Source organism: Streptomyces sp. NA02950 (assembly GCF_013364155.1).
In the GTDB taxonomy this organism is placed as follows: Bacteria; Actinomycetota; Actinomycetes; order Streptomycetales; family Streptomycetaceae; genus Streptomyces.
Map to the genome: position 1 here is coordinate 2,707,696 of NZ_CP054916.1, position 15,839 is coordinate 2,723,534.

Below are 15,839 nucleotides of genomic sequence, written 5' to 3' on the forward strand. Positions count from 1 at the left end.
ACAGGCCCGTGGAGCGGACAACGGTGATCGTGACGACGTTGATGAAGGGGACGGCTCAGGCATGGCATCGGCACCGCAGCCCGATGGACGGGATACGGCCCCCTTCCACCCGCCGAAGCGGCTGCTGGACGCGCTGAGCGACGCTCCGGATGGTCCGGTCCGCAGCTGGCTGGAGGCTCTTCCGGACACCGTGGTGCACCTGCTCGACGCCTGGGAGCTGACCCCGGAGCGAGTCGTGACGCCCGGCGGCCGCGGCAGCCTGGTCGCACTGGTACGGGAGGCGGACGGCACCCCGGCCGCGCTGAAACTGCCCGTCCCCGGGCCCGGTGCGGAACGGGAGCGGGCAGCGCTCGCCCACTGGGACGGATGGGGCGCGGCCCGGCTGCTGCGCGCCGACCCGAGCACCGGTGCGCTGCTGATCGAACGGCTGAGCAGTGCCGTGTCGGTGCGCTCACTGCCGGAGGCGAAGGCGCTGCTGGAGGCGGCGGGCACGGTCCGGCGGCTGTGGGTGCCGCCGCCGGACGAGCACCCCTTCGGCACGGTCGCGGAGCGCACCGGCGAGGGCCACGCGGTGGAGCCGCTGCTCCCCACCGGGAGCTGGGCGGCCGAAGCCCGCCCGCTGGTCGAGGAGGCGGTGGAACTGCGGGCGGAGCTGCTCGCCGAACCTCCCGAAACGGTCCTGCTGCACGGCGACTTCCGGCAGGGCAAGGTGCTCGCCGGGGAACGGGCGCCCTGGCTCACGGTGGGCCCCGCCCCGCTGGTCGGCGAGCGCGCCTACGACCTGGCGCAGCTGGTGCTCGACCGCTGCGAGGACCTGGCCGCGGGCCCCGGCCCCGCTGCGGCGGCCCGCCGCCGGGTGGCCAAACTGGCCGACTCCCTGGACGTGGACCGCGACCGGCTGCGGGGCTGGACCCTCTACCGCGCCGTCGAAACGGGCCTGCACCGCGCCCGCACCGGCGACCGCTCCCGCGCCGAACTCCTGCTGGAGTTCGCGGGCTGGCTCTAGGGCCCTCTTCACAGGGGCCGCCCTGCTCCCGACGCCTGGCACGGCGCCCCCAGCTACCGCTGGGAGGTGCCCCCGGCCGCGTTGTCGCCAGTCGCCCGAGTACGCCCAGTACGAGGGCGATTCCTCCGCCGTGCGGTGTGCCGCACCAGACGCCGCTCGCGGCCGGACATTCCTGTGAAGACGGGCCCTGGGGGGCGTGCCGCCGGGCCGTCGCTGGAGCACACGCCTCGGCGCGCGTGGGCCCGCGCGCGGCGCGCGCTGACGGCGCTCCGGATGCGGGATGCCGACGCCGCGCGTGAGGACCGCGGCCGCCCCCGCCCCGCACGCTCTCCCCCGCCGCGCCGGGCCGTGACGCCCTGCGCGTCCTCCCACCCCGGCGACGAAGCGCGGCTGTCCGGGCAGGCCCCGCGACGACCGCCCCGGCGGCCCACCTCACCGCGGGGTTCCCGGTCCCGACAGCGTGCCGTTGCCCGGCGACGCTCACTCCGCCATCGCCCTACGGCACGGGCGGCCCCCCGCCGACAGCCCCACCGGCGACCACACCCCCCACCACGTGGCCCCGGTCACCCCGACGACGCGCCGCGCCCAGGCACGCGCCCGCCCCGGCGACCCCAGCCCAGGCGTCCGGGCCGCCACGCCGACCCCGTCATCGCCGCACCGCACCGGCGGCTCCCCGCGGCGGCTGCCGGTCAAGCCGCGGGCCCGGGGACGGCGGCGCCCGGCCGCGCCGCGTGGGGCGGCGGGCCGGGCGTCGTTCGCGGGGGCGAGGGGTCAGGCGGTGAGGCGGGCGACGGCCTCGTCGAGCGGGAGCTCCTCGCGCTCGCCGGTGCGGCGGTCCTTCAGCTCCACCACGCCGTCCTTGGCGCCGCGGCCGACGACCAGGATGGTCGGCACGCCGATCAGCTCCGCGTCGGTGAACTTCACGCCCGGCGAGACGCCCGCGCGGTCGTCGACCATGACGCGCACACCCGCCGTGCCCAGCTTCTCCGCGATGTCGAGCGCCAGCTCGGTCTGGAGGGCCTTGCCCGCGGCGACGATGTGGACGTCGGCCGGGGCGACCTCGCGCGGCCAGCACAGGCCGGACTCGTCGTAGGTCTGCTCGGCGAGCGCGGCCACCGCGCGGGAGACGCCGATGCCGTAGGAGCCCATGGTGACGCGGACCGGCTTGCCGTTCTGGCCGAGCACGTCCAGCTGGAAGGCGTCGGCGTACTTGCGGCCGAGCTGGAAGATGTGACCGATCTCGATGGCCCGGTCCAGCTCGATGCCCGCACCGCACTTCGGGCAGGGGTCGCCCGGCTCGACCACGGTGACGTCCAGGTAGTCGTCGACGTCGAAGTCACGGCCGCAGACGACGTTGCGGGCGTGGGTGTCGGCCTTGTTGGCGCCGGTGACCCAGGAGGTGCCGGGGGCGACGCGCGGGTCGGCGATGTAGCGGAAGGACTTGCCCGCCAGGCCCTGCGGGCCGACGTAGCCACGCACCAGGTCGGGGCGGCCCTCGAAGTCCTCGGCGGTGACCAGCTCGATCTCGGCGGGGGCGAGGTGCTCGCCCAGCTTGCCGAGGTCCACCTCGCGGTCGCCGGGGACGCCCACCGCGGTGATCTCGCCGTCGACCTTGATCAGGAGGTTCTTCAGGGTCGCGGAGGCCGGGATGCCCAGGTGCGCGGCGAGGGTCTCGATGGTGGGCGTGTCGGGGGTGTCCAGTTCCTCGACGGGGCCGAGGGTACCGCCCTCGACCGGTGGGACGGTCACCGTGTACGCCTCGGTGTTGGCCGCGTAGTCGCAGTTCGGGCAGTCCACGAAGGTGTCCTCCCCGGCCGCCGCCGGGGCGAGGAACTCCTCGGACGCCGAGCCGCCCATCGCGCCGGAGACCGCGGAGACGATGCGGTAGTCCAGGCCCAGGCGCTCGAAGATCCGGCGGTACGCCTCGCGGTGCAGCCGGTAGGACTCGGCCAGGCCCTCGTCGCTGGTGTCGAAGGAGTACGAGTCCTTCATCAGGAACTCACGGCCGCGCAGCACACCGGAGCGCGGACGGGCCTCGTCCCGGTACTTGGTCTGGATCTGGTAGAGGGTGACCGGCAGGTCCTTGTAGGAGGTGCACTGGTCCTTGACCGTCTGGGTGAAGATCTCCTCGTGGGTGGGGCCGAGGAGGTAGTCGCCGCCCTTGCGGTCCTTGAGCCGGAACAGCAGGTCGCCGTACTCCTCCCAGCGGCCGCTGGCCTCGTACGGCTCCTTGGGCAGCAGTGCGGGCAGCAGGACCTCCTGGGCGCCGATGGCGTCCATCTCCTCGCGGACGATCCGCGAGACGTTCTCCAGGACCTTCTTGCCGACCGGCAGCCAGGTCCAGATGCCTGCCGAGGCGCGGCGGACGTATCCGGCCCGGACGAGCAGCTTGTGGCTGGCGGTCTCGGCGTCGGCCGGGTCTTCGCGCAGCGTCTTCAGCATCATCGTGGACATGCGCTGGACGTTGACGGCGTGGGCCATGGGGTCTCTCCTGCGTGCGGGACGGGATGTGCAGGAGGTTAGCCGCAGGGGTGCACAACCGGGAAATGCGTGGCCTCAGCGGCGCAGCGGAAGGGGTGCCCCCATGACCGCGTAGGGGCTCGGCGCGCTCGGGAAGAGCACCGGGCGGGCGAGGTCGGTGTAGCCGAGGGACCGGTAGAGACCGCGGGCCGGGCTGTCGGTGTCGATGGCGGACAGCAGGGAGCGGGGCTGGAAGGCGGCGTCGGTGATGGCGGTGATCAGCCGCCGCCCGATGCCGCGGTTCTGGTACGCGGGGTGGACGTGCAGTTCGGTGATGACGAAGGAGTCGTCGAGCCAGTCGTCGTATCCGGCGGCGCGCAGATAGGGCTGGACGACGGTGGACCACCAGTGCGTGCGGTCGTTGGGCATGCCGTAGACGAAGCCCACGAGCCGTCCGGCGGGGGTGGTGGCGCCCAGTGCGCGGGCGCCGGGGCTGGTGAGGTGGCGCAGCACGATATGGCGCCGTACGCCGATCTCCTCGTCCGTGAGCCCGAAGGCCACGGCCTGGACGGCGAGGGCGTCGTCCACGCGCGCGGCGAGGTCGAGGGGCCCGACGGCGACGCCTTCGGGTTCCGGGGACCGGCCCCCGGGCAGATGCACCATGCGCCAGACCCTACTGGCCCGTCGATCAGAACAGCACACTCATGAAGGCGCCGACCTCCTGGAAGCCGACGCGGCGGTAGGCGGCGCGGGCGGCGGTGTTGAAGTCGTTCACGTACAGGCTCACCACGGGAGCGACCTCGTGCAGGGCGTAGTTCAGCACGGCGGCCATACCGGTCTCGGAGAGTCCGCGGCCGCGGTACTCGGGGGCGACCCAGACGCCCTGGATCTGGCAGACGTGCGGGGTGGCCGCGCCGATCTCGGCCTTGAAGACCACCCGGCCGTTCTCCACGCGGGCGAACGAGCGCCCGGCGGTGACCAGCTCGGCGACCCGTGCCTGGTAGAGCAGTCCGCCGTCACCGGCGAGCGGTGAGACTCCGACCTCCTCGGTGAACATCGCCACGCACGCGGGCATGATGACGTCCATCTCGTCCTTGCGGACGCGGCGCACCAGCGGGTCGGGCGGGACGTCGGCGGGCATCGAGGTGGTGACCATCAGCGGCTGGTGGGAGCGGACCTCGCGGGCCGGGCCCCAGCTGGGCTCGAGCAGTGACCACAGTTCGGCGGTGGTGTCGGCGGGGCCGACGATGGAGGAGCAGCGGCGTCCGGCCCGGCGGGCACGCTCGGCGAAGCCGCGGACGGCCTCGGAGGTGGCGCAGATGGGGACCAGATTGGCGCCGGCGTAGCAGAGCGACTCCAGCCGTCCGTCGGTGTACCAGCCCCACATCTCACCGCCGAGCCGCCACGGGTCCAGACCGGCCACCTGGACGCGGGCGGCGACGAAGGCGTTGGACACGGGGTCGCGGTCGAGGACCGCGAGGGCGGAATTCAGCTCGCCGGGCTCGAGGACCCTGGTGGTGGACGTGGTCAGCACGTGTCGGTTTGCCTCACCGGTCGCGGGCCTGCCGGCCGGACGCGGGCCTGCGGGCCAAGAGGGAGTCGATTCTCCGCACTGTACCCCGCGGTCGGGGCGGGCCACCTACGGCGTGGACGGCCACCGTGCGGGTCCGGCCGTACCGGACACCTCTCGATGCGGCCGGATGCGGTCGGCGGGACCGGCGGGACTCAGCCGCTGATGGAGACCTGGGGCTCGCCGGAGGCGATGCCGTCCTTCTCCATCTGCTCGGCGATCTTCATGGCTTCCTCGATGAGGGTCTCCACGATCTTCGATTCGGGCACGGTCTTGATGACCTCGCCCTTGACGAAGATCTGGCCCTTGCCATTGCCGGAGGCCACACCGAGATCCGCCTCACGCGCCTCACCCGGACCGTTCACCACACACCCCATGACGGCGACGCGCAGCGGCACCTCCAGACCGTCCAGACCAGCGGTGACCTGGTCCGCCAGCTTGTACACATCCACCTGCGCCCGCCCGCAGGACGGACACGAGACGATCTCCAGCCGACGCTGCCGCAGATTCAGCGACTCCAGGATCTGGATACCGACCTTGACCTCCTCCGCCGGCGGCGCCGACAACGACACCCGGATCGTGTCCCCGATGCCCTCACTCAACAGCGCACCGAACGCCACCGCGGACTTGATCGTCCCCTGGAACGCCGGACCCGCCTCGGTCACACCCAGGTGCAGCGGGTAATCGCACCGCGCCGCGAGCTGCCGGTAGGCATTGACCATCACCACCGGATCGTTGTGCTTCACCGAGATCTTGATGTCCCGGAAACCGTGCTCCTCGAACAGCGAACACTCCCACAACGCCGACTCCACCAACGCCTCCGGCGTGGCCTTGCCGTACTTCTCCAGCAACCGCTTGTCCAGCGACCCCGCGTTCACCCCGATCCGGATCGGCACCCCGGCATCCGACGCCGCCTTCGCGATCTCCTTGACCTTGTCGTCGAACTGCCGGATGTTCCCCGGATTCACCCGCACCGCCGCACACCCGGCATCGATCGCCGCGAACACGTACTTCGGCTGGAAGTGAATATCGGCGATCACCGGAATCTGCGACTTCCGCGCGATCACCGGCAACGCCTCCGCGTCATCCTGCGACGGACACGCCACCCGCACGATCTGACAGCCCGACGCGGTCAGCTCCGCGATCTGCTGAAGAGTGGCCCCGATGTCCGCGGTCACCGTCGTCGTCATCGACTGCACCGACACCGGAGCGTCCCCGCCCACAGCCACCGACCCCACCTGGATCTTCCGGCTGACCCGGCGGTCGGCGAGCTTGGTCGGTACGGACGGCATGCCTAGCGAAATCGCGGTCATCTGGCGAGCAACCCCAAGGTGTGTGACAGGCCCGAGATCAGCGGGCTCCGCGTCCGAGATTACGACACGGCCGCGGGCTCGAGCACACCCGGACCCGAAGTCCACCCAAAGGTGAACTTCGGGACATCATGCGTCATCAGGAGATTTTCACCGGGTTCACCACGTCGGCCACCAGCACCAGCAGGGTGAAGCAGATGAAGACACCCGCGATCACATAGGCGACCGGCATCATCTTGGCCACGTCGAACGGCCCGGGGTCGGGCCGCCGCACCAGCCGCGCGACATGCCGCCGTACGGACTCCCACAGCGCGCCCGCGATGTGTCCGCCATCCAGGGGAAGCAGCGGCAGCATGTTGAACAGGAACAGCGAGAGGTTGAAGCCCGCGACGAGGAACAGCATCGTCGCGATCCGCTGCGAGGGCGGGATGTCGAGGTTGGCCACCTCGCCGCCGACCCGGGCCGCGCCGACCACGCCCATCGGGGAGTCCGCCTTGCGCTCACCGTCGCCGAAGGCCGCGTTCCACAGGTCGGGAACCTTGGAGGGCAGGTCGAGCAGCGAGTCGATGCCGTCCTGGACCATGGTGCCCATGCGGTCCACGGACTGTCCGAAGGACTGCTGGACCACACCGCTGGCCGGGGTGAAGCCGAGGAAGCCGGCCGTGACGTACTGGCCCTCCACATAGCCGCCGTCCCCGTCGGACTTGGCCACCTGGTTCTTTATGAGGTTGGCGTGCAGGGTCTTGCGGACGCCGTCCCGCTCGACGGTGATCGTGGCCGGTCCGGTGGTCTTCCGGATGTCCTGCTGGAGGGTGCTCCAGTCGGGCGTCGGATGGCCGTTGAAGGCGACGATCTTGTCGCGGGGCTTGAGCCCGGCGGCCTTGGCGGGGGAGTCCTTGGCGCTCTTGGGGCAGCTGTCGGTGGAGGCGGAGGCCGCGACCACACACTGGGAGACGGTGCCCACGCTGGTGGTCTGGGTGTTGACGCCGAAGGTCATCATCACCCCGAGGAAGATCACCACGGCGAGGACCAGGTTCATGAACGGCCCGGCGAACATCACGATCACGCGCTTCCACGGCTTGCGCGTGTAGAACAGCCGGGACTCGTCCCCGGGCTGGAGCTCCTCGAAGGCGGCCGACCGGGCGTCCTCGATCATGCCCCGCCAGGGCGAGGTGGAGCGCGCGGCGATCTTGCCGTCGTCACCGGGCGGGAACATCCCGATCATGCGGATGTAGCCACCGAGCGGGACCGCCTTCACGCCGTACTCGGTGTCGCCCTTCTTGCGGGAGAAGATGGTCGGCCCGAAGCCGACCATGTACTGCGGAACCCGGATGCCGAAGAGTTTGGCCGTGGAGAGATGGCCGAGCTCATGCCAGGCGATCGAGAAGAGCAGGCCGACGGCGAATACGACTATGCCGAGGACCGTCATCAGTGTCGTCATGCGCGAGCCTCCGGGGTCGCCTTCGCCGCTCGGGCGGCCAGTTCACGGGCGCGGGCACGGGCCCAGCTCTCGGCCTCGAGGACGTCCGCGACGGTGAGCTGGGTTCCCGCGGTGGGGGTGCCGTGCTCCGCCACCACCTCCGCGACCGTATCGACGATTCCGTTGAAGGGCAGCTTCCGGTCAAGGAAGGCGTCCACGCACTCCTCGTTCGCCGCGTTGAAGACGGCGGGCGCGGTACCGCCGAGGGAGCCGACGTGCCGGGCGAGGCCGATCGAGGGGAACGCCTCGTTGTCCAGCGGGAAGAACTCCCAGGTGTGGGCCTTGGACCAGTCGCAGCCGGGCGCGGCGTCCGGCACCCGCTCGGGCCAGCCGATGCCGAGCGCGAGGGCCATCCGCATATCGGGCGGGCTCGCCTGGGCGAGCGTGGAGCCATCGGTGAATTCAACCATCGAGTGGATATACGACTGCGGGTGGACGACCACCTCAATCCGTTCGAAGGGAATGTCGTACAGCAGATGGGCCTCGATCACCTCCAGCCCCTTGTTGACGAGGGTCGCGGAGTTGATCGTGATCACCGGGCCCATGTCCCAGGTGGGGTGGGCCAGCGCCTGATCGGGTGTGACCGAGGTCAGCTCCTCCTTCGTCCGGCCGCGGAAGGGGCCGCCGGAGGCGGTGACGACCAGCTTGCGCACCTCCTGCCGGGAACCGCCCAGCAGCGCCTGGAAGAGGGCGGAGTGCTCGGAGTCGACGGGGACGATCTGGCCGGGCTTGGCGACGGCGCGCACCAGCGGCCCGCCGACGATGAGGGACTCCTTGTTGGCCAGCGCCAGGACCCGGCCCGCCTCCAGGGCGGCCAGGGTCGGCGCCAGGCCGATGGAGCCGGTGATGCCGTTGAGCACGGTGTGGCACTGGGAGCGGGCCAGCTCGGTGGCCGCGTCGGGCCCGGCCAGGATCTCCGGCAGCGGCTCACCGGGGCCGTAGTGCGCGGCCAGCGCCTCGCGCAGCTCGGGCACCGCCTCCTGCCGGGCCACCGCGACCCTGGCCACCCGCAGCCGGTGGGCCTGCTCGGCCAGCAGCCCGGCCCGCCCGCCGGCGGCGGACAGGCCGGTCACCCGGAAGCGGTCGGGGTTGCGCAGCACCACGTCGATGGCCTGGGTGCCGATCGATCCGGTGGAGCCCAGGATCACGAGGTCGCGCAGCGCCCCGGCGGCAGCGGCCGCCGCCGGGAAGCGCAGATGCGGGTCAGCCAGGGATTCCGTCATCCCCCCATTGTGGCCGCTCGGGGGGACGACTCGATGCCAGGGGCTGTCAGGGGCCGTCAGTGCTTGACGAGCCCTGTCAGGCCCTGGGATCACGGACCGGGGTCGGTCAGCGGATGGGGCGGTGGACGTTGTCCTTCGTGGAGGGGCCGGGGGTGGCGTCGGCGATCCAGGGACCGTCGCCGCTGGGGTCGAGGACGCCCTCCTCCAGCCAGGTGTAGGAGCCGGAGAGCACCCCGGAGACAACCTTGCGGTCGAGCTCGTCGGTGTTGGTCCACAGCCGTCCGAAGAGCTCCTCGGCGCGGATCCGGGCCTGCCGGCAGAAGGCGTCGGCCAGCTGGTACGCCTCCACGCCGTGGTCGCCGCGGCTGCGCAGCATCTCGGCCCGCACACAGGCGGCGCTCATGGCGAACAGCTCCGCGCCGATGTCGACGATCCGGCCGAGGAAGCCCTGCTTGGTCTCCATCCGGCCCTGCCAGCGCGACATGGCGTAGAACGTGGAGCGCGCCAACTTGCGCGCCGAACGCTCCACATAGCGCAGATGGGGCGAGAGGTCCCGGTGCCCCTCGGGGTGGAACTCGCCATAGGCGCCGGGGAGTTGGCCGGGCCCGGTGACCAGACCGGGCAGCCAGCGCGCGTAGAACCCACCGGCCTTGGCGGCCGCCTTCCCCTTGTCCGACAGGGACTTGTCCGGGTCGATGAGGTCGCCCGCCACCGACAGATGGGCGTCGACGGCCTCGCGGGCGATGAGCAGATGCATGATCTCCGTGGAACCCTCGAAGATCCGGTTGATGCGCATATCGCGGAGCATCTGCTCTACGGGGACGGCCCGTTCGCCGCGGGCGGCGAGCGAGGCCGCGGTCTCGAAGCCGCGGCCGCCGCGGATCTGGACCAGTTCATCGGTCATCAGCCAGGCCATCTCGCTGCCGTACAGCTTGGCGAGCGCCGCCTCGATCCGGATGTCGTTGCGGTCCTCGTCGGCCATCTGGGAGGCCAGGTCGATCACGGCCTCCAGCGCGAAGGTGGTCGCGGCGATGAAGGAGATCTTGGCGCCGACGGCCTCGTGACGGGCGATCGGCTTGCCCCACTGCTCACGCGCGGCGGACCACTCGCGGGCGATCTTCAGACACCACTTCCCGGCGCCCGCGCACATCGCGGGCAGCGAGAGCCTGCCGGTGTTGAGCGTGGTCAGCGCGATCTTGAGCCCGGCGCCCTCGGGACCGATGCGGCTGATGGCGGGGACACGGACCCGGTGGAAGCGGGTCACACCGTTCTCCAGACCGCGCAGCCCCATGAAGGCGTTGCGGTTCTCGACCGTGACGCCTTCGGCCGCCGTTTCGACGACGAAGGCCGTGATCCCGCCCTTGTGCCCCTCGGACCGCGGCACCCGGGCCATGACCACGAGCAGATCGGCGACCACACCGTTGGTCGTCCACAGCTTGACGCCGTCGAGGATGTAGTCGTCCCCGTCCGGGACCGCGGTGGTGGCGAGCCGGGCCGGGTCGGAGCCCACGTCCGGTTCGGTGAGCAGGAACGCCGAGATGTCGGTGCGCGCGCAGCGCGGCAGGAACAGGTCCTTCTGCTCCTGGGTGCCGAAGAGTTTGAGCGGCTGCGGCACACCGATGGACTGGTGGGCGGAGAGCAGCGCGCCGACGGCGGGGCTGACGGACCCGGCCAGGGCCAGCGCCTTGTTGTAGTAGACCTGCGTGAGGCCCATGCCCCCGTACTTGGTGTCGATCTTCATGCCGAGGGCGCCGATCTCCTTGAGACCGTTGACGGTCTCGTCGGGGATCCGGGACTCCCGCTCGATGCGCGCGGCGTCGATCCGCGTCTCGCAGAACTCGCGGAGCTTGACGAGGAACGCCTCGCCGCGCCGCACGTCGTCCGGGGCGGGGGAGGGGTGCGGATGGATCAGATCGAGTCGGAAGCGGCCGAGGAACAGCTCCTTGGCGAAGCTCGGCTTGTGCCATACCTGTTCGCGGGCGGCCTCGGCCACCTGGCGCGCTTCACGTTCGGACACCGGCCTGACGGAGGATGCGGTCATCGGTGCTCCCTTGCCGCGAATGAAGATCTCGTGACATTACCGGCACGTACCGCTGCCAGTGTGCCTCCGGTCGGGCACGTCGGCAAAGCGGGCGGACGCGGGGATTCTCGGCGGATCCCCGAGTGGGGCGCGAGGGAGCCGTGCCACGCTGCCCGGGGCACCGGGACCGGCCCGCCCCGGCTTCTCCGGTTGAGGGTCCGCGGGAGCCGGGACGGGTCCGGGGGCACCCTTCACGGCAGGTCCAGGGCATCGCTCAGGACCCTGTCCCCGCAGGCTCGTTTCGCACCCCGTGTGACATGTTCCCTGCCACACTCATCCTGGGGAGAACCGCACGCTTAGGGGGGTGCCACGCATGGCGGGACATCAGCCTTTCTGTCCTTCCCGCCATCCGTGGGACGAGGAGCGGGCGGACGGCGGGAGGGACGCCGGGGACAGCTCCTGGGCGCGTTCGGTCGGCGGCTCCGCCGGCGGCCGCCAGGACGGCGGTCCCGCGTACCGTCCCGGCCCCGGCCGCTCGGGCCCGGACGATCCGCGCGCCCTGGCCGCCATCGGTCTGCGGCTGGCCCGGCGCGGGGACGCCGACGGGGCGCGGCAGTGGCTGACACGGGCCGCCCGCACGGACGATCCGGAGGTGCTGTGCACCGTCGCGGGCGTACACCACCGGGTGCTCGGCGACCCCCGTGCGGCGCGGCCCCTGTACGAGCGCGCGGCGCGCTACGGCTCGACGGACGCCATGCGGGCGCTGGGCGTCCTCCTCGCCGAGCAGGAGCGGCGGCCGGCCGCCGAGGCCGAGCGCTGGCTGCGCGAGGCGGCCGGGACCGGCGACCCGGACGCGGCGCACCGGCTCGCCCGGGCGCTCCACGAGCGCGGTGAGCTCGGGGAGGCGGTGGTCTGGTTCGAGCGGGCGTATCTGACCGGGGGCGATCCGGACGCGCTGGGCGGCCTCGTCAGAACCCTGCTCGCTCTGGGGCGCGCGGACGAGGCGCGCGGGCTGCTGGAGGCGGCCGCGGAGCGGGGCGGCCCGCCGGCCGTCGATGGGGACGCCTCCCCCGCCGGGCAGGACGGCGCGGCGCATCCGGCTCCTCCGCCGCTGCGGGCACCGCCCGTGACGCCCGTGAGCCAGGAGCCGCCGAAGCGTCCGCCGACCGCGCCCGGACCCGTCGGACCCGCGCCTTCGGCGTCCGGCGCGGATCCCGCGCGCCCCCGGCCCGCCGTCACCATCGATCCCGGCGATCCCCTCACCTCCGCGGACGGGCTGCGGCTGGCCTACGCCCGGACCGGCGATCCCCAACTGCTCGAACTCGCCCTGGACATGTGCCGACTGGCGGTCCAGACGTACCGGGGCTCCGCCCGCGCAGACCGCTACGCGCTCGCCCTCTCCACGCTCGGGGTGCTGCTGCGCATGGCTGACGAACACGAGCGCTCCCCGGGGGCGCTGGCCGAGGCCGTCGAGACGGGACGGGCGGCAGTCGCCGCCGCCACCCGGGAGGACCCGGAGTACGCCCGGCATCTGTCCGGTCTCGCCGACTCCCTCCAGGAGGTGTTCGAGCGGTCGGGCGACCTCGCCGTGATCGACGAGGCCATCGCGCTGTACCGCACCTGTCTTTCGGCGGTCCCGCCCTCCCACCCCGAACACGCCGGCCTGCAAACGGACTTCGGCACCTGCCTGCTGCGCCGCGCCTGCCAGGACCCGGACCCCGCCCTCCTCGACGAGGCCGTGCTCGCCGGGCGGTCGGCGGTGCAGGGCACTCCCCCGGGCCATCCGCGCTATCCGATCGCCCTGAGCAATCTGGGCGCCGCGCTCCTCCAGTACGCGATCGCCACCGTCCACCTGCCCGCGCTGGACGAGGCCGTCGATGCCTACGAACGCGCCCTGGAGGCGTTCCCGGCCGGTCATCCGGCCCGTGAGCGGGCCCAGGAGGCGCTGGACACCTGCGCCCGGGTCCGGCAGGCGGTGCACACCGGGCGCGGCACCATCCAGCGGCCCCGGGCCGCCGGGCGCGGAGCGTCCGCCGGGGCCGCCGCCGCGCTGCGGGAGGCGGCCGCCCGGCTCGCCGCGTACGGGCGCAGCCACGAGCTGCCGGATCTGGAGGCGGCGGTGGCGGGCTTCGAGTCCGTGCTGCGGTCCTCCGCCGACTCCGGGCTGCGCGCCGCGGCGGCGAACGGGCTGGGCGCCGCCGCGCGGTCGCGCCACGAGCGGGGCGGCGAACGCCGCGACCTGGACCGGGCGGTCGATCTGTTCGCGGACGCGCTGGCGATGAGCCCGCCGGACGATCCGGGGGTGAACGCCGTGCGGGCGCGGCTGTCCGGGGTACTGCGGCTGCGCTGGCGGCTGACCGGCGACGGCGAGGATCTGACGGCCGCCGTCGAGCTGTCGCGCGCCGCGCTGGCGGCGACCGCGCCGGAGGACCCGTGCCGCCCGGAGCGGCTGTCCGGACTCGCCGGAGGGCTGCTGGGGATCTTTCTGCACCACCGGGACCCCTCGGCGCTCGCCGAGGCCGTCCGGATCTGCCGCGAGGCGCTGGCCGCCACCCCCGACGACGGCGAGGCCCGCGCCCTCGCCCGCTCCCGGCTCGCCGAGACGCTGCGGCAACTGGCCGGGCTGGAGGGCACGGGGGCGGCCGAGGCGCTGGACGAGGCGGTCGCGCTGGCACGGGCGGCGCTCGACGCCACGCCCGCCGACCGGCCGTTGTCCGCGCACCTCCGGTGCCGACTGGGCGTCACCCTGCACCAGCGGTTCACCGCCCGCGCCGGCCCGGAGGATCTGTGTGCCGCGGCGGACGCCGCCCGGCGCGCGGTGGCCGCCACTCCGGCCGGCCATCCCGACCGGCCCGAGCGGCTGAGCGTGCTGGCGCAGGTGCTGCGTCGTGATCACGAGCGGCGGCGAAACGCGGATGGGCCGGGCGCGCCGGAGGGGCTGGAGGAGCTGGTCGAGGCCGCTCGCGCGGCGGCCGACGCGGCACCGCCGGGCCACCGGCTGCGCGCCCAGGCGCTCGCCCGGTACGCCCAGGCGCTGGGGCTCCGGGCGGCGGCCGGGCGGGACGCCGGGGCGCGGGCGGCGGCCGAGGCCGTCCACCGCGAACTGGCCCACGACGCCACGGCCGCCGTGAGCGCACGGGTGCGTGCCGCCCGGCGCTGGGCACACTCGGCGCTCGCCGCGGGCGACCTCTCCGGTGCGCTGGAGCCGTTCGCGCTCGCCGTGGAGCTGCTGGCGCGTACCGCACCGCGCCATGGCGGCCGGCCCAGTGGTGAGCGTCCGTCGGACGGTTTCACCGGGCTGGCGTCGGACGCGGCGGCCTGCGCGATCGGGCTCGGCGACCCGGAGTGTGGTGTGCGGCTGCTGGAACAGGGCCGCGGGGCGCTGCTCGGCCAGGTGCTGGACAGCGGCGCGGTACCGCCGGAACTGCGGGCGGAGCACCCCGGTCTGACCCACCGCATGGAGGAGCTGCGCGCGGCCCTGGACCGCCCGGAGGAGTCGGTCTTCGGCTCCGCCGATACCGTCGCGGGCCGCGCGGGCTCAGGGGCGTGCGGCCTGGACGGTGCGGATCGGCACGCGCTCGCGGAGGAGTGGGAGCGGCTGACGGCGCGAATCCGCCAGCAGCCGGGCTTCGAGGGGTTCATGCGGCCACCGGAGGTGCCGGAGCTGCTGGCCGCCACCGGCGGGCGCGGCCCGGTGGTGATCGTGAACGTGAGCACGCTGCGCTGTGACGCGCTGCTCCTCACCGGCCGCTCCATACGGGCCGTTCCGCTGCCCGCGCTGAGCCGGGTGGATGCGGTCCGGCGCGCCGACGCCTTCTTTCCCGCGGTGCGCACGGCGGAGGACGGCGGGGCGGCCGAGGAGGACCGGGCCGCCGCACGGGCCCGGGTCCGGGAGACGCTGGAGTGGCTGTGGACCGCGGTGGCCGAGCCGGTGCTCGGTGCGCTGGGCCTGACCGGCCGACGCCCCCGGGGCGCGAAGGACGGCGCGCTCCCGCGGCTGTGGTGGGTTCCGACGGGCCCGCTGACCGGGCTGCCGCTGCACGCGGCCGGGCGCCACGACGCGTCGGGCCGCCCGGCCGACTGCGTACTGGACCGGGTGGTCTCCTCGTACGCCCCGACCGTCCACGCCCTCGCCCGCGCCGCCCGGCGTGCCGGCGACGAGCCGCCGGGGCCGGAGGAACCGCTGGTGGTGGCCGTTCCGGCGACCCCGGACGCGCCCGCTCCGCCAGGGGCCAGGGAGGGGATCGCCGCACTGACCGGCCGCCTGCCCGCCACCCGGGTGCTGACCGGTGAGCGGGCCCGCCGGGACGTGGTGCTCGACACCCTGCCCCGGCACCGCTGGGCGCACTTCGCCTGCCACGCGGTGAGCGGGATCGGCGCGGCGTCGGCCGGGCGGGTGCTGCTCTACGACCACCGGGAGCGGCCGCTGACCCCCGCGGACCTCGCCCGTCTCCCGCTCGGCGACGCCCGGCTGGCGTATCTGCCGGGGTGCGTGACGGAGCGGACGGGGCGCGGGCCGGGCGCCGAACCGGTCCATCTGACCGGGGCGTTCCACCTCGCCGGGTACGCGCATGTGATCGGGACGCTGTGGAGCCCCGGTGACACGGCGGCGGCGCGGATCGCGGACGCCTGCTGCGCGGAGCTCACCGCAGCGGGGACCGCGGGGGCCGCCCGCGCCCTGCACGGCGCGGTGCGGGCCCTGCGCGACGCGTACCCGGCGGCGCCCATGCGGTGGGCCGCGTTCGTCCACGTGGGCGCCTGAGACGGCGG

9 protein-coding genes are annotated in these 15,839 nt (G+C 73.5%); 2 read left to right on the forward strand and 7 right to left on the reverse strand.

Annotation, left to right across the window (positions count from 1 at the left end; translation table 11 throughout):
- The first annotated feature begins 61 nt into the window (after window positions 1–61).
- Window positions 62–1,006 carry an aminoglycoside phosphotransferase family protein gene (locus HUT19_RS11285; protein ID WP_176180341.1) on the forward strand — a complete coding sequence of 315 codons (945 nt, stop codon included), beginning with the start codon at window positions 62–64 and terminating at the stop codon, window positions 1,004–1,006.
- A 771-nt stretch (window positions 1,007–1,777) separates the two neighbouring features.
- Here the strand turns inward: HUT19_RS11285 and HUT19_RS11290 are convergent.
- The 7 genes from HUT19_RS11290 to HUT19_RS11320 form a co-directional block, all read right to left on the reverse strand.
- Complete coding sequence (locus HUT19_RS11290) at window positions 1,778–3,487, reverse strand: proline--tRNA ligase (protein WP_176180342.1); 1,710 nt, start codon at window positions 3,485–3,487, stop codon at window positions 1,778–1,780.
- A 75-nt stretch (window positions 3,488–3,562) separates the two neighbouring features.
- Window positions 3,563–4,129, reverse strand: a complete 567-nt coding sequence (locus HUT19_RS11295) for a GNAT family N-acetyltransferase (protein ID WP_176180343.1) — start codon at window positions 4,127–4,129, stop codon at window positions 3,563–3,565.
- Between the two features lie 25 nt (window positions 4,130–4,154).
- Window positions 4,155–5,000, reverse strand: a complete 846-nt coding sequence (locus HUT19_RS11300) for a GNAT family N-acetyltransferase (protein ID WP_176180344.1) — start codon at window positions 4,998–5,000, stop codon at window positions 4,155–4,157.
- A 191-nt stretch (window positions 5,001–5,191) separates the two neighbouring features.
- On the reverse strand, window positions 5,192–6,349 hold the full coding sequence (gene ispG, locus HUT19_RS11305) for a flavodoxin-dependent (E)-4-hydroxy-3-methylbut-2-enyl-diphosphate synthase (RefSeq protein WP_176180345.1): 1,158 nt from the start codon (window positions 6,347–6,349) through the stop codon (window positions 5,192–5,194).
- Window positions 6,350–6,485: 136 nt separating this feature from the next.
- Window positions 6,486–7,787 (reverse strand): RIP metalloprotease, encoded by a 1,302-nt coding sequence (locus HUT19_RS11310; RefSeq protein ID WP_176180346.1) that lies wholly within the window; start codon window positions 7,785–7,787, stop codon window positions 6,486–6,488.
- Window positions 7,784–9,049 carry a 1-deoxy-D-xylulose-5-phosphate reductoisomerase gene (dxr, locus tag HUT19_RS11315; protein WP_176180347.1) on the reverse strand — a complete coding sequence of 422 codons (1,266 nt, stop codon included), beginning with the start codon at window positions 9,047–9,049 and terminating at the stop codon, window positions 7,784–7,786. The genes HUT19_RS11310 and dxr overlap by 4 nt, the downstream gene beginning before the upstream one ends.
- Before the next feature lie 106 nt (window positions 9,050–9,155).
- Window positions 9,156–11,090: an acyl-CoA dehydrogenase family protein gene (locus HUT19_RS11320; RefSeq protein ID WP_176180348.1), complete on the reverse strand. Its 1,935-nt coding sequence runs from the start codon at window positions 11,088–11,090 to the stop codon at window positions 9,156–9,158.
- 352 nt (window positions 11,091–11,442) lie between these two features.
- On the opposite strand from HUT19_RS11320, the gene HUT19_RS43940 reads away from it, so the two are divergent.
- A complete protein-coding gene (locus tag HUT19_RS43940) occupies window positions 11,443–15,831 on the forward strand; it encodes a CHAT domain-containing protein (protein ID WP_176180349.1) in 4,389 nt (1,462 codons plus the stop codon).
- Window positions 15,832–15,839: the final 8 nt, after the last annotated feature.

Bases quoted from the DNA above. Each gene is read 5' to 3' on its own strand.
- HUT19_RS11285 (WP_176180341.1), top strand. From the start codon at position 62: ATGGCATCGGCACCGCAGCCCGATGGACGGGATACGGCCCCCTTCCAC.
- HUT19_RS11290 (WP_176180342.1), bottom strand. From the start codon at position 3,487: ATGGCCCACGCCGTCAACGTCCAGCGCATGTCCACGATGATGCTGAAG.
- HUT19_RS11295 (WP_176180343.1), bottom strand. From the start codon at position 4,129: ATGGTGCATCTGCCCGGGGGCCGGTCCCCGGAACCCGAAGGCGTCGCC.
- ispG (WP_176180345.1), bottom strand. From the start codon at position 6,349: ATGACCGCGATTTCGCTAGGCATGCCGTCCGTACCGACCAAGCTCGCC.
- HUT19_RS11310 (WP_176180346.1), bottom strand. From the start codon at position 7,787: ATGACGACACTGATGACGGTCCTCGGCATAGTCGTATTCGCCGTCGGC.
- dxr (WP_176180347.1), bottom strand. From the start codon at position 9,049: ATGACGGAATCCCTGGCTGACCCGCATCTGCGCTTCCCGGCGGCGGCC.
- HUT19_RS11320 (WP_176180348.1), bottom strand. From the start codon at position 11,090: ATGACCGCATCCTCCGTCAGGCCGGTGTCCGAACGTGAAGCGCGCCAG.
- HUT19_RS43940 (WP_176180349.1), top strand. From the start codon at position 11,443: ATGGCGGGACATCAGCCTTTCTGTCCTTCCCGCCATCCGTGGGACGAG.